Raw genomic sequence first — 18,591 nt, 5'->3', positions numbered from 1 at the left:
CAGGGCGTCGTGCTTGCTGCGGCGCGTCGGGGTGACGATCGTCGCGCCCTCGGGCAGCTCGACGCGCACGGCGCGGCCCGTCGTCGAGACGAGCACGCGGCACGGCGCATCGGCGATCTCGAGAGAGACGGGAGCCGCGCCGCGGCTGCGCGGGGCCGCGATCGAGGCGCTCGCCTCGGTGAGCAGGGTGCGACGCGGGGTGCCGAAGCGGTCGGCGGTCGCCTCGAGCTCGTCGCCGACGACGGTGCGGACGCGGGCCGGGTCGGCCAGCAAGGTCTCGAGCTCGGCGATCTCCGCACGCAGCTGATCACGCTCGGTCTCGAGCTCGATGCGGCTGAACTTCGTGAGGCGGCGCAGTCGCAGTTCGAGGATGTACTCGCTCTGCGGCGTGGACAGGTCGAAGACCTCCATGAGACGCGTGCGGGCGGCCTCGGCGTCGTCGGAGGTGCGGATGACCTGGATGACCTCGTCGATGTCGAGGATGGCGACGAGCAGCCCCTCGACGAGGTGCAGCCGCTCGCGTCGCCGGTCGAGGCGGTAGCGGCTGCGCCGGGTGACGACCTGGATGCGGTGGTCGAGGTAGACCTGCAGCAGCTCCTTGAGGCCGAGCGTCTGCGGCGTGCCATCGACGAGCGCGACTGCATTGATCGAGAAGCCGTCTTCGAGCGGGGTGAATCGGTAGAGCTGCTCGAGCACGGCCTCGGGGCTGAAGCCCGTCTTGATGCCGATGACGAGCCGCAGACCGTTGCGGCGGTCGGTGAGGTCGGTGACGTCGCTGATGCCCGCGAGCTTCTTCGACTGCACGCCGTCTTTGATCTTCTCGATGACCTTCTCAGGCCCGACGAGATAGGGCAGCTCGGTGATCACGATGCCGGTCTTGCGGGCCGTGATCGCCTCGATCGAGACCTTGGCGCGCGTCTTGAAACTGCCGCGACCCGTCGCATAGGCCTCGCGGATGCCCTCGAGCCCGATGATCGTTCCGCCCGTCGGCAGGTCGGGGCCGGGCACATACGCCATGAGCTCGTCGAGCGTCGCCTCGGGGTCGTCGAGAAGATGGCGTGCGGCGGCGGCGACCTCGATGAGGTTGTGCGGCGCCATGTTGGTGGCCATGCCGACGGCGATGCCGCTGGCGCCGTTGACGAGCAGGTTGGGGAAGGCCGCGGGCAGCACCGAGGGTTGCGTGAGCTGGTTGTCGTAGTTCGGCACGAAGTCGACGACGTCTTCATCGAGGTCGTCGACCATGGCCATGGCCTCGGCGCGCAACCGCGCCTCCGTGTACCGCGCCGCGGCGGGGCCGTCGTCGAGCGAGCCGAAGTTGCCGTGACCGTCGATGAGCGGCACCCTCAGCGTGAAGTCCTGCGAGAGGCGCACGAGGGCGTCGTAGATCGCCGAGTCGCCGTGCGGGTGCAGCTTGCCCATGACCTCGCCGACGACGCGCGCCGACTTGACGTGGCCGCGATCGGGCCGCAGGCCCATCTCGCTCATCATGTACAGGATGCGACGCTGCACGGGCTTGAGGCCGTCGCGCGCGTCCGGCAGGGCGCGCGAGTAGATGACGGAGTAGGCGTACTCGAGGAACGAGCCCTGCATCTCGTCGGCGAGGTCGACGTCGTCGATGCGTTCGCCGACGGGTGTGTCGGCGGGGTCGGATCCCCGGGATCGGGAGGCAGGAGGGGGAGTCATAGGCTGGAGCCATGCTACCGGCGCCCCGTGGCGACTCCCCGTCACTCGCCGACGTGTTGACCGGTGCGTTCGCGGCGATGCGGGGCGAGACAGGTCGGCTCGCGCTGCCGTCGGTGCGCAGCGCCGCGGTTCTGCTCGTCGACGGCCTGGGGATGTCCGCGCTGCAGCGGCGAGCGGGTCACGCCCGTCGGCTGCTGGCCGCCATCCCGTCTCAGGGGGGCGTCATCGAGTCGGGCTTCCCGACCACGACGGCGTCTGCGCTCGCGACGCTAACGACGGGGCTCTCCGCAGGCCAGCACGGGCTCGTGAGCTACAGCGCCATCGATCCGGAGGGTGATCGCGTCGTCAACCAGCTCACCGGGTGGGACGCGGGCATGGTGCCGCGCGCATGGCAGCCGCATCCCACCGTGTTCGAGAGGGCTGGCGCCGACGGCGTCGAGGCGGTCGTCGTGGGGGCCGAGCGCTACCGCGACACGGGCTTCACCGAGGCCGTGCTGCGCGGCGCGCGCTTCGAGGCGCAGCGGTCGGTCGCCGACCGTGTCGCCCGCGGTGTCGAGCTGATCGCCGCCGGCCCGCCGAGGCTCGTGTACATCTACGTGCCCGAGCTCGACATGGCCGGTCATGCGGAGGGCGTCGAGTCGCCGCTGTGGACGCAGCGGCTCGAGGAGCTCGATGCCGGTCTCCGCGCGCTCGACCGTGCAGTGCCCGCCGATGCGGGCCTGCTCCTCACCGCGGATCACGGCATGCTCGATGTCTCCCCGCACCGGCGGCTCGTGCTCGACGCCGACGATCCGCTCTGGGAGGGCATCCGCCATGTCGCCGGTGAACCCCGGTGCCTGCACCTGGGCCTCGATGATCCGGAGCGGGCATCGGTCGTGCGCGACCGCTGGCTCGAGAGCGAGGGCGGCCGCGCCTGGGTCGTGACGCGCGACGAGGCCATCGCGGCGGGTTGGTTCGGCGAGGTGTCAGCGGCGGCCCGGGCCCGCATCGGCGATGTCATCGTGGCGGCGCGGGCGCAGGTGGCGTACTACGACGGGCGCACGGCGACCGACCGCGCGCTCGCGATGGTCGGTCAACACGGATCATTCTCGCCCGACGAGCTCAGGGTTCCGCTCGCCCGCTGGGGCGCGTTCGCGGCCTGATCCGCCTCGGCCCGAGAGCGGGTTCAGGCCGGATCGTCGTCGGGACGAGCGCCGAACACGATCTCGTCCCAGCTCGGCATCGCCGCGCGCCCTCGACGGTTCACCGGCTTCACCGGAGTCTGCTCCGCGGTGTCACCCGAGAGCGACGCGTCGTCGATGACACTCTCGGGCACGGGGTCGTCGATGCCCTCGGTCTCCTCGTCGCCGCCCGCAGCGATGAGCGCGCCGTCGAGCGGAACGTCGACGATGCGGATCGAGCCGGTCGACGGATGCGCCGCTCGCGACGACTCCCAGTCGTCGCTGGGCGCCGCCTCGCGCTCTCCGCGCCGACGGCGCAGAGCCTCCAGCAGGTCGGCGGTGTTGCCGACCTCTTGCGTATCGGCGGTGTCGGGCTCGGCGACGCGGGCGAAGGGTCGCTCGGGGCGCTCGAGGGGTGCCGCCGGTCGCTCGGGGTGAGGGGTCGGGGTGAAGGCGCCGCTGTCGAACCGGCCGCTCGGGGCGTCCTCGGCCGGCACGGCGCGCAGGCGCGGCATGATCGGCGCCGGGCCGTCGCCCTGCTGCGAGAGCGATTGCGCCTCATGGTTGGCCGGAGCGAGCGTCGACTTCTTGGGGTCGAAGGTCCATACGGCGGTGCGGGCGACGTCTCCGTCGAGGAAGCTCACGGAGACGATCCAGTGCGATTCCTGCTTCCGGCTCTCCCATCGCACGTCACGGGCGCCGATGCCCGTCAGGCGGTGGTCGATCGCCGAGCCGAAGGTACCGGTGACGCCGGCCTCGCCGTCGGACGCGACGGCGACGGGCACGGTGCGGGCCGCTGTCACGACGTACTCGCGCTCGGCGAGGACGGGACCTTCGAACCGTTGGATGTACTCCAGGGGCTCCCCGGTCTGCGTCGCGACTTCGGCCGCGGTCAGGCCCTGCCGGATCAACGACTGCACCTCGCGCGGGCCGACGCGGTGCGGAGCCGGCGCGGCGGGCCGGTTCTGGCGGAGGGCGGTGTGCAGCGCCTCGGTGATCGGAACGCGGAACCGCGAGCCATCGGCGGAGACGACGATGAGGGCGCCGTTCTCGGCGCCGATCACGGTGAGCTCGTCCATGGCTCGCACCCTCCGGTCGTGGGGTTGGTGGCCACAGCATCCCACGGCGCCGTGAGCAGGGCCGGGAATAGCGCGGGCGTGCCGGAAGTTAGCGGGGGAGACAGCGGCGAACACGGGCGGCGGGGCGCGTTTGCGTTTCCTCCTCCCTTCCTGCAAACTATGGCCGCCGAACGCGGCCGACAAGTGTGAATGAGAAGTGGACTGGCATGGCTACGGACTACGACGCCCCCCGCAAGACGGACGAGGACACCGACTCGATCCAGGCCCTGCAGGAGCGCGTTCCCGACAAGCTCTCCGGCGTGGTCGACGTCGATGACGCCGACAACCCGGGCTTCGAGCTCGCGGGCCAAGACCTCGCCGACCTCGATCTCGACGTCGTCGTGCTGCCGCCGCAGGCGGACGAGTTCACGTGCATCAGCTGCTTCCTGGTGAAGCACCGCTCGCAGCTCGACCACGAGGAGAAGCTCGGGTCCGTCTGCCGCGAGTGCGCGAGCTAGGTCGGAACCACGGCGTGCCGCGCTGTTCGCGGTGATCAGGTGCGCGGTGCCGCCGCGATCGCCGCGGCGAGCTCCTCCGGCCGTCGGGTCGACACGAGCCAGTACGGCGCCGGATCATCGGGGTCGGTCAGATCGATCCGCAGCACAGGGGCCACATCCGGTCGCAGCACGAGGTGCGCGCGGGCGTCGAGCTGCTGGCCGCGGGCCAGCCGGGCCTCGTCGCCCCGAGCGACCGTCGTCTCTCCCACGAGCGAGAGCGGCACGCGCGCCGAGCCCGCGCGGAGCATCCCGTCGGCGACGATGATGATCGGTGCAGAGGCTACGGCCGCCGCGATGACGCCGAGGGCAAGGGCGGTGCCGACGATCCCGCCCACGAGCACGCTGATGGGCGCGAACGTCAGCAGACTGGCGGGAATGGCGAGTGCGGCGATCAGGCCGATCCATGGTGCGGGCCACAGGCGCTCGCGATACGACTCCATGCCTCCATTCGACCATGCATTAGCCTCGACGCGTGCCGCGAACCGTCGATGTGCTGCTCACCGGATCCACCGTGCCCGCCTACGCCCATCCGGGCGACGCAGGGGCTGATCTCCGCGCCGCCGAGGCCGTCGAGCTGGCACCTGGTGAGCGGGCGACGGTCGGCACCGGCACCGCGATCGCCCTGCCGGAGGGCTATGCGGCGTTCGTGGTGCCCCGCAGCGGGCTCGCGGCGCGCCACGGCCTGACGATCGTGAACGCCCCCGGCACGGTCGATGCCGGATACCGGGGAGAGATCCGCGTGACACTGCTGAATACGGATGCTCGAGAGGCCTTCCGCGTCGAGGTGGGCGATCGCATCGCCCAGTTGATCGTGTGGCCCGTCGCCCAGGCCCGATTCATCCCCGTCGAGTCCTTGCCCGGCTCGCACCGCGGAGAGCGGGGGTTCGGGTCGACCGGCTACCGTGGGGTGCCGACCGAAGGAGATTCCGCGTGACCGATCCCGTCACTGGCCAGACACCGTCGCTCGACGACGCCAAGTCCGCCCCGCTCGACCGCGCCGAGAACGGCCCGCTCGACGAGAGCGAAGCGAACGCCGTGCGACCGTACGTCGACCTCGGCGGGGTCAAGCTCGTTCCCCGTGAGGGGCTGCAGCTGCGCCTCGAGATCGAGGAGGGCACGAAGCGGGTCGTCGCCGTCGGCATCGACTACGCGGGCTCGACGCTGCAGGTGCAGCCCTTCGCCGCGCCGCGCACGAGCGGCCTCTGGCACGAGATCCGGGCGCAGATCATCGAGCAGGTCCGATCGCAGGGCGGCGAGGTGCAGGAGCGCGAGGGGGTGTTCGGCCCCGAGGTCGTGGCTCGCATCCCCGTCACGGGAGGCGAGGCCGGAGCGACCCGCATCGCGCGCTTCGTCGGTGTCGACGGACCTCGCTGGTTCCTCCGCGGCGTCATCGCCGGCCGCGGCGCCATCGAGGCCGAGGCCGCGGCGGCGATCGACGACGTCTTCCGGGGCATCGTGGTCGTGCGGGGCACGACGCCGATGCCGCCGCGTGACCTGATCCCGTTGCAGGTGCCCCAGGGAGCGACAGCGGCGGGAACGGCCGCCGCACCGGGCGCTCCCTCGGCATGAGCGCCGGCGTCGAGCCCGGGCAGGGCCCTGTCTCCGATCAGCCCGATAGTGCGGCCGAACTGCGCGACGCGCTCGCCGCCGCCGCACGCAGGTCGGGTTTCGCGCGGGTCGAGCCGGGCGAGCGCCCGACGGCTCACGCGCTCTGGGGCGCCGTCGGGGGAGTGCGCGGCCTCATCGAGTCGTTGCTGCCCGGTTTCCTCTTCCTCATCGTTTTCACCATCACGAGCGAGGTCGCTCCGTCGGTGCTGATCCCGGTCGGTGTCGCCGTCGTGTTCGTGCTCGTCCGCGCTCTCACGCGATCGCCCATGATGCCGGCGGTCATCGGGCTCGTCGGCATCGCCCTCTCGGCCGGGCTCGCGCTCGTCACCGGCCGGGCGGAGGAGAACTTCCTGCTCGGCTTCGTGATCAACGGCGTCTGGCTCATCGCGCTGCTCGTGAGCCTCGGGGTGCGGCGTCCGCTCATCGGCGTCATCACCGCCTTGCTGACGGGCGATCACGAGTGGCGCTCCGACCCGGCCAAACGCACGGTTCTGACCGTCACGACCTGGCTGTGGGTCGCACTGTTCACGTTGCGGCTCGGCGTGCAGGTGCCCCTCTACCTGGCCGAGCAGGCCGCGGCGCTCGCGGCCACGAAGCTGCTCATGGGTCTGCCGCTGTACGCCGCTGTTCTGTGGGTGACCTGGCTCATGGTCCGCGCGGTCTACGCCCGCCGCGCCTCGTGAGTGCTACGATTATTTATCTCGATATCAAGATAGTTTCCGGCCGGTAGGCTGGTCGAGTCCGGCGCAGGGCGACGGATGCGCCCCGCCCGTTGCACAAGAGGAGTCACTGTGTCTGCAGTCAACAGCTTCGATTCGATCGACACCCTGTCGGTCGCGGGAACCGAGTACCAGGTCTTCCGTATCGACACCGTGCCGGGCTACGAGACGCTGCCGTTCAGCCTCAAGGTGCTGCTCGAGAACCTGCTGCGCACCGAGGATGGTGCCAACGTCACCGCCGACCAGATCCGCGCGCTCGGCTCGTGGGATCCGTCGGCTGAGCCCGACACCGAGATCCAGTTCACGCCCGCGCGCGTCGTGATGCAGGACTTCACGGGCGTGCCCTGCATCGTCGACCTCGCGACCATGCGCGAGGCGGTCGCGGCCCTCGGCGGCGACCCCAACAAGATCAACCCGCTCGCCCCCGCCGAGCTCGTCATCGACCACTCCGTCATCGCCGACCTCTTCGGCACCGCCGACGCCCTCGAGCGCAACGTCGAGATCGAGTACGAGCGCAACGGCGAGCGCTACCAGTTCCTGCGCTGGGGCCAGACCGCGTTCGACGACTTCAAGGTCGTGCCCCCGGGCACCGGCATCGTGCACCAGGTGAACATCGAGCACCTCGCGAAGGTCACCTACACGCGCGAGGTCGGTGGGGTGCTGCGCGCCTACCCCGACACGTGCGTCGGCACCGACTCGCACACGACGATGGTGAACGGCCTCGGCGTGCTCGGCTGGGGCGTGGGCGGCATCGAGGCCGAGGCCGCGATGCTCGGCCAGCCCGTCTCGATGCTCATCCCGAAGGTCGTCGGGTTCAAGCTCACCGGCGCCATCCCCACGGGAGTGACGGCGACCGACGTCGTGCTCACGATCACCGAGATGCTGCGCAAGCACGGTGTCGTCGGCAAGTTCGTCGAGTTCTACGGGGCCGGCGTCGCGGCCGTTCCGCTCGCCAACCGCGCGACGATCGGCAACATGAGCCCCGAGTTCGGCTCGACGGCCGCGATGTTCCCCATCGACGACGTGACCCTCGACTACCTGCGCCTCACTGGCCGCAGCGATGCGCAGGTCGCCCTCGTCGAGGCCTACAGCAAGCTGCAGTCGCTGTGGCACGACCCCGCGGTCGAGCCCCGCTTCAGCGAGTACCTCGAGCTCGATCTGTCGACCGTCGTGCCCTCGATCGCCGGTCCGAAGCGCCCGCAAGACCGCATCGAGCTCTCGGTCGCCAAGTCGGCCTTCGAGGCGGCGCTGCCGGCCTACACCGATCACGCGTCGACCCCCGTACCCGTGACGGTCGGCGGTGAGCAGTTCACGCTCGACAACGGTGCCGTGACGATCGCGGCCATCACCTCGTGCACCAACACCTCCAACCCCTCGGTCATGCTCGCGGCGGGCCTGCTCGCCCGCAACGCCGCGCAGCGCGGTCTGAAGGCCAAGCCGTGGGTCAAGACGACGCTCGCGCCCGGGTCGAAGGTCGTCACTGACTACTACGAGAAGGCCGGTCTCACCGACGACCTCGAAGCCCTCGGTTTCTACACGGTCGGCTACGGCTGCACGACCTGCATCGGCAATTCGGGGCCGCTCGCCGACGAGATCTCGACGGCGATCAACGACCACGACCTCGCCGTGACCGCCGTGCTCTCGGGCAACCGCAACTTCGAGGGCCGCATCAACCCCGACGTGAAGATGAATTACCTCGCGAGCCCGCCGCTCGTGATCGCCTACGCGCTCGCCGGCTCGATGAACTTCGACTTCGAGACGGATGCTCTCGGCACCGATCGTGATGGCAACGAGGTCTACCTGCGCGACATCTGGCCCGACGCGGCCGAGGTGCAGGCGACGATCGACTCGTCGATCGACACCGCCATGTTCGACCACCAGTACGCCTCGGTGTTCGAGGGCGACGAGCGCTGGCGCTCGCTGCCGACGCCCGACGGGGCGACCTTCGAGTGGGACTCGGAGTCGACCTACGTGCGCAAGCCCCCGTACTTCGACGGCATGACGCTCGAGACCTCGCCGGTGACCGATATCGCGGGTGCCCGGGTGCTCGCGAAGCTCGGCGACTCGGTCACGACCGACCACATCAGCCCCGCCGGCTCGATCAAGGCGGATTCGCCCGCGGGTCAGTACCTCACCTCCCACGGCGTCGACCGCAAGGACTTCAACTCCTACGGATCGCGCCGCGGCAACCACGAGGTGATGATCCGCGGAACCTTCGCGAACATCCGCTTGCGCAATCAGCTCCTCGACAATGTCGAGGGCGGCTTCACGCGCAATTTCACGCAGCCGGATGCTCCGCAGGCGTTCATCTACGACGCGAGCGAGCGCTACCAGGCGGCGGGGGTGCCCCTCGTCATCTTCGCCGGCAAGGAGTACGGCTCCGGCTCGAGCCGCGACTGGGCGGCCAAGGGCACGAGCCTGCTGGGCGTCAAGGCCGTCATCGCCGAGAGCTTCGAGCGCATCCACCGTTCGAACCTGATCGGCATGGGCGTGATCCCCCTGCAGTTCCCCGCCGGCGAGACCGCCGACAGCCTGGGCCTCGACGGCACCGAGGAGGTGTCGATCTCGGGCATCACCGCGCTCAACGCGGGCACGACCCCGCGCACGGTGCGGGTCACCGCCGCTCCGAGCGCGCACTCGCCCGCGGGCAAGACTCCGATCGAGTTCGACGCCGTGGTGCGCATCGACACCCCGGGTGAGGCCGACTACTACCGCAACGGCGGCATTCTGCAGTACGTGCTGCGGAGCCTCGTCTAGTCGTTCAGCGAACCGTCGGCGAACGCCCCGCAACAGGCGTTCGCCGACGGGCCGCCGCACCGGCGCGCTCCCGTAGACTCGGTGGATGGCACTGCTCGACGCGATCCGCACCCCTCGCGACCTCGACCGGCTCGATGAGTCGCAGATGGTCGAACTGGCGGAGGAGATCCGCCGCTTCCTCGTCACCGAGGTCTCGAAGACCGGCGGCCACCTCGGGCCGAACCTCGGGGTCGTCGAGCTCACGCTGGGCATCCACCGCGTCTTCGACTCGCCCCGCGACGCGATCGTGTGGGACACCGGGCACCAGTCGTACGTGCACAAGCTGCTGACCGGGCGCCAGGACTTCTCGAAGCTGCGGCAGAAGGGCGGCATCGCCGGCTACCCGCAGCGCTCGGAGAGCGAGCACGACATCGTCGAGAGCTCGCACGCCTCGAGCTCGCTCAGCTGGGCCGACGGCATCTCGCGCGCCTTCGAGATGACGGGCCAGGACGACCGCCACGTCATCGCCGTTGTGGGCGACGGCGCCCTCACGGGAGGCATGACCTGGGAAGCGCTCAACAACATCAGCGATGACAACAGCCGCAACCTCGTGATCGTCGTCAACGACAACGGGCGCTCCTATGCTCCGACGATCGGCGGCATGGCCCGGTTCCTCTCGACGGTGCGGACGCGCCGCTCGTACTACCGGTTCCGTCGCGGGACGGAGCGGGCGTTCGGCTTCTTCGGGGCTCCTGGTCGCGCGGTCTACCGTGGGGTTCGCGGCGGGTTGCACGGGTTCTTGTCGCGCTTCACCAACAACGAGGCGCTGTACTCCAACCTCGACATCAAGTACATCGGCCCGATCGACGGCCACGACCTGAAAGACGTCGAACGAGCCCTGCGGCAGGCCAAGGAGTACAGCGCGCCGGTCATCGTGCATGCGATCACGCAGAAGGGCAAGGGCTACGAGCCGGCCCTCGCTGATGTCGCCGACCAGTTCCATGCCGTCGGGCAGATCGACCCGGAGACGGGCGAGTCGGTCGAGCAGGCGAGTCAGCCGTCGTGGACCTCCGTGTTCGCCGACGAGATCGTGAGGCTCGCCGACAAGGATCGTCGTATCGTCGGCATCACCGCCGCGATGCTCCGGCCGACCGGTCTGCACAAGCTCGCCGAGAAGCACCCCGATCGCATCATCGACGTGGGTATCGCCGAGCAGCATGCGGTCACCTCTGCCGCGGGCCTGGCCTACGGCGGCATGCACCCGGTCGTCGCGGTCTACGCCACCTTCATCAACCGGGCGTTCGACCAGGTGCTCATGGACGTGGCTCTGCATCGTGCCGGTGTCACCTTCGTGCTCGATCGCGCGGGCGTGACCGGCCCCGATGGTGCGAGCCACCACGGGATGTGGGATCTCTCGATCCTCCAGGTCGTGCCGAACATCCGGCTCGCGGCGCCGCGCGACGCGACACGACTGCGCGAGGAGCTCGCCGAGGCCGTCGCGGTCGACGATGCCCCGACCGTCGTTCGGTTCTCGAAGGGCTCGGTCGGCACCGAGTTCGATGCCGTGCGACGCACCGCTGATGGTGTCGATGTGCTGCGGGAGGCGCCCCACAAGGATGTGCTCATCGTGACGGTCGGTCCGATGGCGAAGATCGGCCTCGAGGTCGCCGAACGGCTCGCCGATCAGGGGATCGGGGCGACGGTCGTCGACCCCCGCTGGGTCGTTCCTGTGCCGGAAAGCGTCATCGAGCTCGCGCGTGACCACCGCATCCTGGTGAGCATCGAGGATGGCGTGCGCGTGGGTGGCATCGGCACCCGCATCCGCCAGGATCTCCGGGCAGCCGGCGTCGATACGGCGGTCGACGAGCTCGGGCTCCCGGACGAGTTCCTCGAGCACGCGACGCGCGAGGAGATCCTCGAGCGTGTGGGTCTCACCTCGCAGGCGATCGCGCGCGACCTCGTCGCTCAGGTGCTCGGCACACGGATCCCCGTCGCGCGCCCGCTGCCCGACGAGCACGGTGCCGCTGTCGACCAGGACGAGCGCACCCGCTAGTCGCCGACGACGACGCCCCGACCGGTTCTCGCGGTCGGGGCGTCGTCGTCAGCGCTGGAGCGTTAGCGGATGCCGCGGATGCGCGGCTCGTGGAACGTGCCGCCGAACACGCGCTCCGAGGCGCCGACGCGGTCGAGGAAGGGCGTGACCCCGCCCATCTGGAACGGCCAGCCGGCGCCGAGGATCATGCAGAGGTCGATATCCTCCGCGGCCTCGACGACGCCGTCCTCGAGCATGCGGTGGATCTCATCGGCGAGGCCGTCTTCGAGCCGCGCCGTGAGCTGCCCGACCGTGTAGGGCTGGGACCCTTCGAGGCGGTGCTTCGCGACGATCTCGAGAGCCTTCTTGTCGATTCCCTTCGACTGGCCCTTCGCATCCTTCTCGAGCAGCACGCCCGCCTCCGCGAGTTCGTGCAGCGCGCGGGACTCGAAGAAGCGCTCGGGGAAGGCCGCGTGGTGCGTGTCGAGCACGTGGGCGCCCACCTTCAGGCCGACGAGGTCGAGCAGCACGAACGGGTCCATCGGCAGCCCGAAGTGGCGCTGCGCCTCGACCACCGTCTCGAACGGGGTGCCGATCTCGACGGCGTGCATCGCCTCGCCCAGCACCTTCGCGAGAATGCGGTTGACGACGAACCCGGGGGTGTCGGCGGTGATGACCGCGTTCTTGCGCAGCGCTTGCGCCGTGGCCATGGCCGTCGCGAGCGTCGCATCATCCGTCGCCGAGGTGTTGACGACCTCGATCAGCGGCATGACCGCCACGGGGTTGAAGAAGTGGAAGCCGACGACGCGCTCGGGGTGCTGGAGCTTCGCTCCGATCTGCTCGACCGACAACGACGAGGTGTTGGTGGCGAGCACGGCCTCGGCCGAGATGTGCTTCTCGATCTCGGCGAAGACGTCTTGCTTGATCGAGAGCTCTTCGAACACGGCCTCGATCACCCAGTCGCAGTCGGCAAAGTCGGCCTTGTCGATCGTGCCGGAGAGCAGTGCGCGTAGGCGGTTTCCCTCGTCGCTGTCGATGCGGCCCTTCTGCTCGAGCTCGGCGATCTCGCCACGGATGTAGTCGAGCCCCTTGTCGACGCGCGCCTGGTCGAGATCGGTGATGATGACCGGCACCTGGAGACGCCGCAGGAAGAGCAGCGCGAACTGGCTGGCCATGAGACCCGCTCCGAGCACGCCCACCTTCGTCACCTTCTTGGCGAGCGCCTTGTCGGGAGCGCCCGCGGGGCGCTTGGCGCGCTTCTGGACGAGATTGAACGCGTAGATGGATGCGCGGAACTGGTCGCCCGCGACGAGGTCGGCCAGCGCCCGGTCCTCGGCCGCGAACCCCTCGGCCTTGGTCGTGTTCTTGGCCGCCGCGAGCAGCTCGAGGGCCGCGTAGGGAGACTTCGCGACCTTCCCGAGGCGCTTCTCGAGGGTCTTCCGGGCGATGCCGATCGCGACGTCCCACTTAACGGCGCGCTCGAGCTTGCCGGGCTCGTTCGGGCGCTTGACCTTCACGGCCCCCGTGATCACGCGGTCGGCCCAGGTGATCGAGTCCTCGAGGAAGTTCGCGGGCGACAGCAGCACATCGGCCATGCCGAGCTCGTACGCCTCGGTCGGCTTGAGCGTCCTGTTGTTCTTGAGCGGGTTCTCGACGACCACCTTGAGGGCGTTCTCGATGCCGATGAGGTTCGGCAGCAGCCACGCGCCTCCCCAGCCGGGGATGATGCCGAGGAAGACCTCGGGCAGCGCGAGGGCCGCCGCACTGGAGTCGAGCGTGCGGTAGTCGCAGTTGAGGGCCACCTCGACACCGCCGCCGAGCGCGAGCCCGTTGATGAAGCAGAACGACGGCACACCCAGCTCGCCGAGCTTGCCGAGGGCGTAGTGACCGAGCTGCGCCATCTGCAGCCCTGCCTCGTAGCTGGGGATGTCGCCGACCTTCGAGAGGTCGGCCCCCGCCGCGAGGATGAACGGCTTGCCGGTGATCGCGAGCGCGCGGATCTCGCCCGCGGCGGCGCGTGCCTTCTGGGCATCGAGCACTCCGGCGAGCTCCATGAGGCCCTCGGGGCCGAGGGTGCTGGGCCGCGTGTGGTCGCGGCCGTTGTCGAGGGTGACGAGGGCGAGAACCCCGCCGCTCGGCAGCGGCACATCGCGCACATAGCTGTGCGTGACGACCTCGTCGTCGCTCAGCCCCCGAAGCTCGGCGAACTGGTCGGGGGAGTACTGCGCGGTCGCGCTCGTGGTCGCCACGATCAAGCCTTCTTTCCGGTGTAGTGCGGGTTCTCCCAGATGACGCTGCCGCCCTGTCCGAGGCCGACGCACATAGCAGTAAGGCCGTAGCGCACGTCGGGGCGCTCTTCGAACTGGCGGGCGAGCTGGATCATGAGCCGCACGCCCGAGCTCGCGAGGGGGTGGCCGAGGGCGATGGCGCCGCCCCAGGGGTTGACCCGCGGGTCGTCGTCGTCGATGCCGAAGTGGTCGAGCAGGCTCAGCACCTGCACGGCGAAGGCCTCGTTGAGCTCGAAGAGCCCGATGTCGTCGATCGTCAGGCCGGCCTTCGCGAGCGCCTTCTCGGTGGAGGGGATCGGGCCGATGCCCATGATCTCGGGGGCCACACCCGCGTAGGCGAAGCTCACCAGGCGCATCTTCGTCGTGAGCCCGAGCTCCTTCGCGGCGTCGGCGCTCGCCAGCAGGCTCACGGTCGCTCCATCCGTGAGCGGCGAGGCGTTGCCGGCGGTGACCCGGCCGTGCGGGCGGAACGGCGTCTTGAGGCCCGCGAGCCCCTCCATGGTGGTCGCGGGGCGGAGGCCCTCGTCAGTGGTCGCGAGCCCGTAGCCGGCCTCGCTGCGGAGCGCGACAGGAACGAGGTCGGGCTGGATCTTGCCGGCCGCATAGGCCGCGGCGACCTTCTGCTGGCTGCGCATCCCGAAACGGTCGGCGCGCTCCTTCGTCAGGGAGGGGAATCGATCGTGCAACCGCTCGGCGGTGAGTCCCATGTTGAGGGCGTCGCCGCTGACGAGCTTCTCGGCGAGGAACCGGGGGTTCGGGTCGGCACCGAAACCCATCGGGTGACGGCCCATGTGCTCGACGCCGCCCGCGATCGCGACGTCGTAGGCGCCGAACGCGATGCCGCCTGCCGTCGTCGTCACCGACGTCATGGCTCCCGCGCACATGCGGTCGATCGCGTATCCGGGAACGCTGAGCGGCAGGCCCGCGAGGATCGCGGCCGTGCGGCCGAGCGTCAATCCCTGGTCGCCGACCTGGGTCGTTGCCGCGATCGCGACCTCGTCGACGCGCTCCTTCGGCAGCGAAGGATTGCGCTCGAGAAGCCCGATCATCGCCTTCACGATGAGGTCGTCGGCGCGGGTGTTCCAGTACATGCCCTTCTCGCCTGCGCGCCCGAACGGGGTGCGGACTCCGTCCACGAATACGACGTCGGCTCGTTCAGCCACGATGGTGCCTCCCAGGGGTTGATGGTCTGGCGCTCAGCCTAGGGAGGCGGTTCGGACGGCGGGGGAACCCCTGCGTGTTCCTACGAATCCGCCTCGGGGGCCTCGAGCGGGGCTTGGAGTGCTTCGACAAAGGCTTCCCCGATCGCCTGTGCGGTTGCGTCAATCTGCCACGGGCGAGCTCCGAGTGCTGCGAGTGCGTCGGCGATCGACGCGCGGGTCGTCTCCGCCGGCGGGGCCCACGCGAGACGACGCACGTGCTCGGGCGTCAGCAGGTTCTCGACGGGAAGCTCGAGGCCGTCGGCGATCGCCTGCAGCCGAGGCCGCACCGCGCGGTACCGACGGTCGGCTTCGGGGCTGCGATCGGGCCACGACCGCGGGGGCGGGATGCTCTCCTCCGAACCGCGATGCGCCGGGAGATCATCCGTGGCCAGGCCTGCCTCGATCGCCGCCCACCAGCGATCGATCTGCGTGCGGCTCGCGCGCCCCATGAACGTCTTGAGACCGGCGAGCTCGCGCTTGGAGGTGAGCGGTGCCCGCGCCGCCGCCACGATCGATGCATCGGGCAGCAGGCGCCCCGGCGAGGTGTCGACTTCCTGCGCATAGGCGTCACGGGCGCGCCACAGTTCGCGAGCGACCGCGAGGGCGCGTTGCCCGCGCACGGTCGAGAGGCCCGAGAGGCGTCGCCACGGTTCGGCCTTCGGCTCGGCGGCGGGTTTGGCGAGCACGGCGGCGAACTCCTGTGCGGCCAGGTCGGACTTGCCTGACGCGTCGAGACGCTCAGCGATGCGATCGCGCACGTCGAGCAGCAGCTCGACATCGAGCGCGGCGTAGGTGAGCCACGAGTCCGGCAAGGGGCGGGTCGACCAGTCGGCCGCGGAGTGCTCCTTCGCCAGGTGCAGGCCGAGAGTCTCCTCGACGACGGCGCCGAGCCCGACGCGCGGCATCCCGGCGAGGCGGGCACCCAGCTCGGTGTCGAAGAGCGCAGCCGGATCGAGCCCGACCTCGCGCAGGCACGGCAGGTCTTGGCTCGCGGCGTGCAGCACCCATTCCTCGCCGCCGATCACCGCCTGCAGCTCGGTGAACGATCCGATCGCTGGCGGGTCGAACAGGAAGGTGCCCGCTCCCCGGCGGAAGACCTGGATGAGGTAGGCCCGTTGGGAGTACCGGAAACCGCTCGCCCGCTCGGCATCCACGGCAACGGGGCCGCTCGCAGCACCCAGTTGTGCGACGGCGGCGAGGTACTCGGTGCGCGAGTCGATGACCTGCGGTGCGCGGGCCAGCCGCGCGGTCGGCAGAGCGGGAGAGGCATCGGGTTCCGCCGCCTGTGCGACGGTCTCGACCGGTGTCGTGGCGTGCGGCCGCGGGGGGAGCGGGGGCGGCGCGGCGAAGGGGTCGGTGATGGGCGGTCGATCAGCCACGCGACTCCCGTCGGGGCTGCAGCACCGCCACCCCCTCGGCGGCCGGCGGGTAGCCCGCGACCATGCAGAGCAGCTCTGCCCACCCTTCGACGTGCGCGGCGAGGTCGTGCTCGAGCGGGGTCCAGGAGGCGCGGAGCTCGATCTGCGCGCCGCTGCCCTGCGCGGCGAGCTCGCCGTAGCCCGTCGAGAGCACCTTGGTCGCCGTGCCGCTCGCTGCGGTGTAGTCGGCGCCGCGGGCGGCGAGCGCGTCGACCAGCCACGACCACGCGACGTCGGCGACGAAGGGGTCGAGACCGATCTCGGTCTCGAGCGGTGCCTGCGCATAGCAGATGACCCGCACGGCGCCGCCCCAGCCCTCGGGCGACTCGGGGTCGTACAGGATGATGAGTCGGCCGGTACCCAGGTCGGAATCGTCGGAGTGCCGGGCCGGGTTGACATCAGCGGCCAAGGCGTAGGAGTAGGGAGCGAGCCCGCTCGGGGCGGGGATCACCGTCACCTGCAGCTCGTCGCGCACCGTCGCCCGACCGACCGAGGCCACGATCTCGTCGAAGACGACCTGCGGCGTCGGCGGGGCGGCCGGGGCGGAGGACACGTGTGCAGACTAAGCGCTGTTGGTAGGTTCGGGGCGTGAGACTCGCCGTTCTGAACCCCGGGCGCCTGCGGGGCGACCGGTGAGGGACGCGGGACGCTTCGCCGCCCGCGCCGCCGCGCTCGTGCTCGTCATGGGCGGCGCCGCCCTGCTCGGGGGCGCGCTCGTCGCCCTGCGCGTCGCGCGCGATGTCGTCACCCCTCCTCGTCGGCGCAAGGAGGACGTCGTGATCCTCGCGGTCGATCACGAGGCCGGCACCATCCGGCTCAGTCGCACGCCCGATACCGTCGTGCCCGGGCGCTACAGCCTCTGGTTCGATCAGGACCATGGCCACGCGCGGGTGGGTCAGATCATCGCGGAGGACGAGGTCTCGGTGCTGCGGCGCCTCGACGGAGTGCAGCGGGGCGACCTCGATCGCGCTTCCCGCGGCAGGTGGGCGGGCTGGTGGTTCCTGACTCCGGCCGATCTCGGGCTGACGTTCCGCGAGGTCGGCATCAGCACCCCCGTCGGTGTCGCTCCGGCGTGGCGCATCGATCCGGAAGAGGAGGGCGACGCCTGGGTGATCCAGGTGCACGGCCGAGGGGTCACCCGCGCGGAGGGGTTGCGCGCTGTGAGCGTGTTCCGCGCGGCCGGCTATCACTGCCTGCTCATCAGCTACCGGAATGACGGGGATGCTCCGCCGAGCCACGACGCCCGCTACGCCCTCGGTGACGAGGAGTGGCGCGACGTCGAGGCCGCGCTCGAGTACGCGCGGCGCGAGGGCGCGCGCCGGATCGTGCTCATGGGCTGGTCGATGGGGGGCGCCACGGTGCTGCAGTGCATCACCCGCTCGCCGCTCGCCGCCCACGTGAACGGCGTCGTGCTCGAGTCGCCCGTCGTCGACTGGCTTCCCGTTCTGCGCTTCCAGGCGGCGGCTGCGGGATTGCCGCCCGCGGTCCGCGACGCCGCGCTCGCGATGCTCGGCTCGAGCCGGGCATCATCGTGGGTGGGGCTCGCCGAGCCGATCGACTTCGAGCGGCTCGACATCGTGGCACGGGCGGCCGAGCTCAGCATCCCGATGCTGCTGCTGCACAGCGACGACGACGGCTACGTCCCGAGCGGCGCGAGCATCGCGCTCGCCAACGCCCGCCCCGACGTCGTGCGTCTCGAACGGTTCGCCGTCGCGCGCCACACCAAGCTCTGGAACCACGATCCCGAGCGTTGGGAGCGCGCGATCCGGGTCTGGCTCGGCGACCAGGGCCTCGGGCCGGTCAGCGGGTCAGCGCCCACCGGCCGTACTGCGCGCCCGCGTCGTCCACGAGCAGCTGCCGCGCCGTCAGGGGACTGATCGGCACCGCATCGCCGTCGAGCATCGACGGCCCCGGCCCCCCGAGCCGCGGCACGACGGTCAGGCACAGTTCGTCGACGAGGCGAGCCTCGACGAGCTGAGCCGCGAGCGCCGGGCCGCCTTCTGCGGCGATGCCCGCGACCCCGCGTTCCCGCAGCGCGGCGACGATCGCCGTCACGGGGATGCGCGCATCCGGCCCCGCCTCGAGAGCGACGACGTCGGCATCCGGCACGGCGGCCGCGGCGCGCGCGGC

16 protein-coding genes are annotated in these 18,591 nt (G+C 70.5%); 8 read left to right on the top strand and 8 right to left on the bottom strand.

Annotation, left to right across the window (positions count from 1 at the left end):
• The coding region (locus tag ACTIE9_RS12390) for a DNA gyrase/topoisomerase IV subunit A (protein ID WP_439565878.1) at positions 1–1,683 on the bottom strand (1,683 nt) is incomplete at its 3' end.
• Positions 1,684–1,694: 11 nt separating this feature from the next.
• Between ACTIE9_RS12390 and ACTIE9_RS12385 the strand changes: the two genes are divergently transcribed.
• Positions 1,695–2,825: an alkaline phosphatase family protein gene (locus ACTIE9_RS12385; protein ID WP_439565877.1), complete on the top strand. Its 1,131-nt coding sequence runs from the start codon at positions 1,695–1,697 to the stop codon at positions 2,823–2,825.
• Positions 2,826–2,848: 23 nt separating this feature from the next.
• Here ACTIE9_RS12385 and sepH read toward each other — a convergent pair whose 3' ends face one another.
• Positions 2,849–3,922 carry a septation protein SepH gene (gene sepH, locus ACTIE9_RS12380; protein WP_439565876.1) on the bottom strand — a complete coding sequence of 358 codons (1,074 nt, stop codon included), beginning with the start codon at positions 3,920–3,922 and terminating at the stop codon, positions 2,849–2,851.
• Positions 3,923–4,128: 206 nt separating this feature from the next.
• Here sepH and ACTIE9_RS12375 point away from each other — a divergent pair, with 206 nt between their 5' ends.
• Positions 4,129–4,419, top strand: coding sequence for a DUF4193 domain-containing protein (locus ACTIE9_RS12375; RefSeq protein ID WP_439565875.1), 291 nt, complete (start codon positions 4,129–4,131; stop codon positions 4,417–4,419).
• 35 nt (positions 4,420–4,454) lie between these two features.
• Here the strand turns inward: ACTIE9_RS12375 and ACTIE9_RS12370 are convergent, their stop codons facing one another.
• Positions 4,455–4,898: a DUF3093 domain-containing protein gene (locus ACTIE9_RS12370; protein WP_439565874.1), complete on the bottom strand. Its 444-nt coding sequence runs from the start codon at positions 4,896–4,898 to the stop codon at positions 4,455–4,457.
• A 32-nt stretch (positions 4,899–4,930) separates the two neighbouring features.
• Here ACTIE9_RS12370 and dut point away from each other — a divergent pair, with 32 nt between their 5' ends.
• From dut to dxs, 5 genes are all read left to right on the top strand, one after another.
• Complete coding sequence (gene dut, locus ACTIE9_RS12365) at positions 4,931–5,392, top strand: dUTP diphosphatase (RefSeq protein WP_439565873.1); 462 nt, start codon at positions 4,931–4,933, stop codon at positions 5,390–5,392.
• A complete protein-coding gene (locus ACTIE9_RS12360) occupies positions 5,389–6,027 on the top strand; it encodes a DUF3710 domain-containing protein (RefSeq protein WP_439565872.1) in 639 nt (212 codons plus the stop codon). The genes dut and ACTIE9_RS12360 overlap by 4 nt, the downstream gene beginning before the upstream one ends.
• On the top strand, positions 6,024–6,749 hold the full coding sequence (locus ACTIE9_RS12355) for a DUF3159 domain-containing protein (RefSeq protein WP_439565871.1): 726 nt from the start codon (positions 6,024–6,026) through the stop codon (positions 6,747–6,749). Before ACTIE9_RS12360 ends, ACTIE9_RS12355 begins: the two co-directional genes overlap by 4 nt.
• 75 nt (positions 6,750–6,824) lie before the next feature.
• Positions 6,825–9,542 (top strand): aconitate hydratase AcnA, encoded by a 2,718-nt coding sequence (acnA, locus tag ACTIE9_RS12350; RefSeq protein WP_439565870.1) that lies wholly within the window; start codon positions 6,825–6,827, stop codon positions 9,540–9,542.
• Between the two features lie 85 nt (positions 9,543–9,627).
• Entirely contained in the window at positions 9,628–11,574 is a 1,947-nt protein-coding gene (gene dxs / locus ACTIE9_RS12345) for a 1-deoxy-D-xylulose-5-phosphate synthase (protein ID WP_439565869.1), read from the top strand.
• A 62-nt stretch (positions 11,575–11,636) separates the two neighbouring features.
• Here dxs and ACTIE9_RS12340 read toward each other — a convergent pair whose 3' ends face one another.
• The 4 genes from ACTIE9_RS12340 to ACTIE9_RS12325 all read right to left on the bottom strand — a co-directional run bounded on the left by ACTIE9_RS12340 (position 11,637) and on the right by ACTIE9_RS12325 (position 17,014).
• Complete coding sequence (locus tag ACTIE9_RS12340; protein WP_439565868.1) at positions 11,637–13,802, bottom strand: 3-hydroxyacyl-CoA dehydrogenase NAD-binding domain-containing protein; 2,166 nt, start codon at positions 13,800–13,802, stop codon at positions 11,637–11,639.
• A 2-nt stretch (positions 13,803–13,804) separates the two neighbouring features.
• On the bottom strand, positions 13,805–15,004 hold the full coding sequence (locus ACTIE9_RS12335) for a thiolase family protein (RefSeq protein WP_439565867.1): 1,200 nt from the start codon (positions 15,002–15,004) through the stop codon (positions 13,805–13,807).
• An 80-nt stretch (positions 15,005–15,084) separates the two neighbouring features.
• Entirely contained in the window at positions 15,085–16,284 is a 1,200-nt protein-coding gene (locus tag ACTIE9_RS12330; protein WP_439565879.1) for an HRDC domain-containing protein, read from the bottom strand.
• Between the two features lie 130 nt (positions 16,285–16,414).
• A complete protein-coding gene (locus tag ACTIE9_RS12325) occupies positions 16,415–17,014 on the bottom strand; it encodes a DUF3000 domain-containing protein (RefSeq protein ID WP_439565866.1) in 600 nt (199 codons plus the stop codon).
• A gap of 79 nt (positions 17,015–17,093) precedes the next feature.
• On the opposite strand from ACTIE9_RS12325, the gene ACTIE9_RS12320 reads away from it, so the two are divergent.
• Entirely contained in the window at positions 17,094–18,338 is a 1,245-nt protein-coding gene (locus ACTIE9_RS12320) for an alpha/beta hydrolase family protein (protein WP_439565865.1), read from the top strand.
• Here ACTIE9_RS12320 and ACTIE9_RS12315 read toward each other — a convergent pair.
• The coding region (locus ACTIE9_RS12315) for a dihydrofolate reductase family protein (RefSeq protein WP_439565864.1) at positions 18,262–18,591 on the bottom strand (330 nt) is incomplete at its 5' end. The genes ACTIE9_RS12320 and ACTIE9_RS12315 overlap by 77 nt on opposite strands.

The sequence above is a fragment of the Microcella sp. genome, assembly GCF_051860105.1.
Taxonomy (GTDB): domain Bacteria; phylum Actinomycetota; class Actinomycetes; order Actinomycetales; family Microbacteriaceae; genus Microcella.
The sequence above is the reverse complement of the archived record's forward strand: the minus strand, read 5'-3'. Positions and strand labels throughout refer to the sequence as shown.

Excerpts from the sequence above, each read along its gene's own strand:
- ACTIE9_RS12385 (WP_439565877.1), top strand. The coding sequence starts at position 1,695 with ATGCTACCGGCGCCCCGTGGCGACTCCCCGTCACTCGCCGACGTGTTG.
- sepH (WP_439565876.1), bottom strand. The coding sequence starts at position 3,922 with ATGGACGAGCTCACCGTGATCGGCGCCGAGAACGGCGCCCTCATCGTC.
- ACTIE9_RS12375 (WP_439565875.1), top strand. The coding sequence starts at position 4,129 with ATGGCTACGGACTACGACGCCCCCCGCAAGACGGACGAGGACACCGAC.
- ACTIE9_RS12370 (WP_439565874.1), bottom strand. The coding sequence starts at position 4,898 with ATGGAGTCGTATCGCGAGCGCCTGTGGCCCGCACCATGGATCGGCCTG.
- ACTIE9_RS12355 (WP_439565871.1), top strand. The coding sequence starts at position 6,024 with ATGAGCGCCGGCGTCGAGCCCGGGCAGGGCCCTGTCTCCGATCAGCCC.
- acnA (WP_439565870.1), top strand. The coding sequence starts at position 6,825 with ATGCGCCCCGCCCGTTGCACAAGAGGAGTCACTGTGTCTGCAGTCAAC.
- dxs (WP_439565869.1), top strand. The coding sequence starts at position 9,628 with ATGGCACTGCTCGACGCGATCCGCACCCCTCGCGACCTCGACCGGCTC.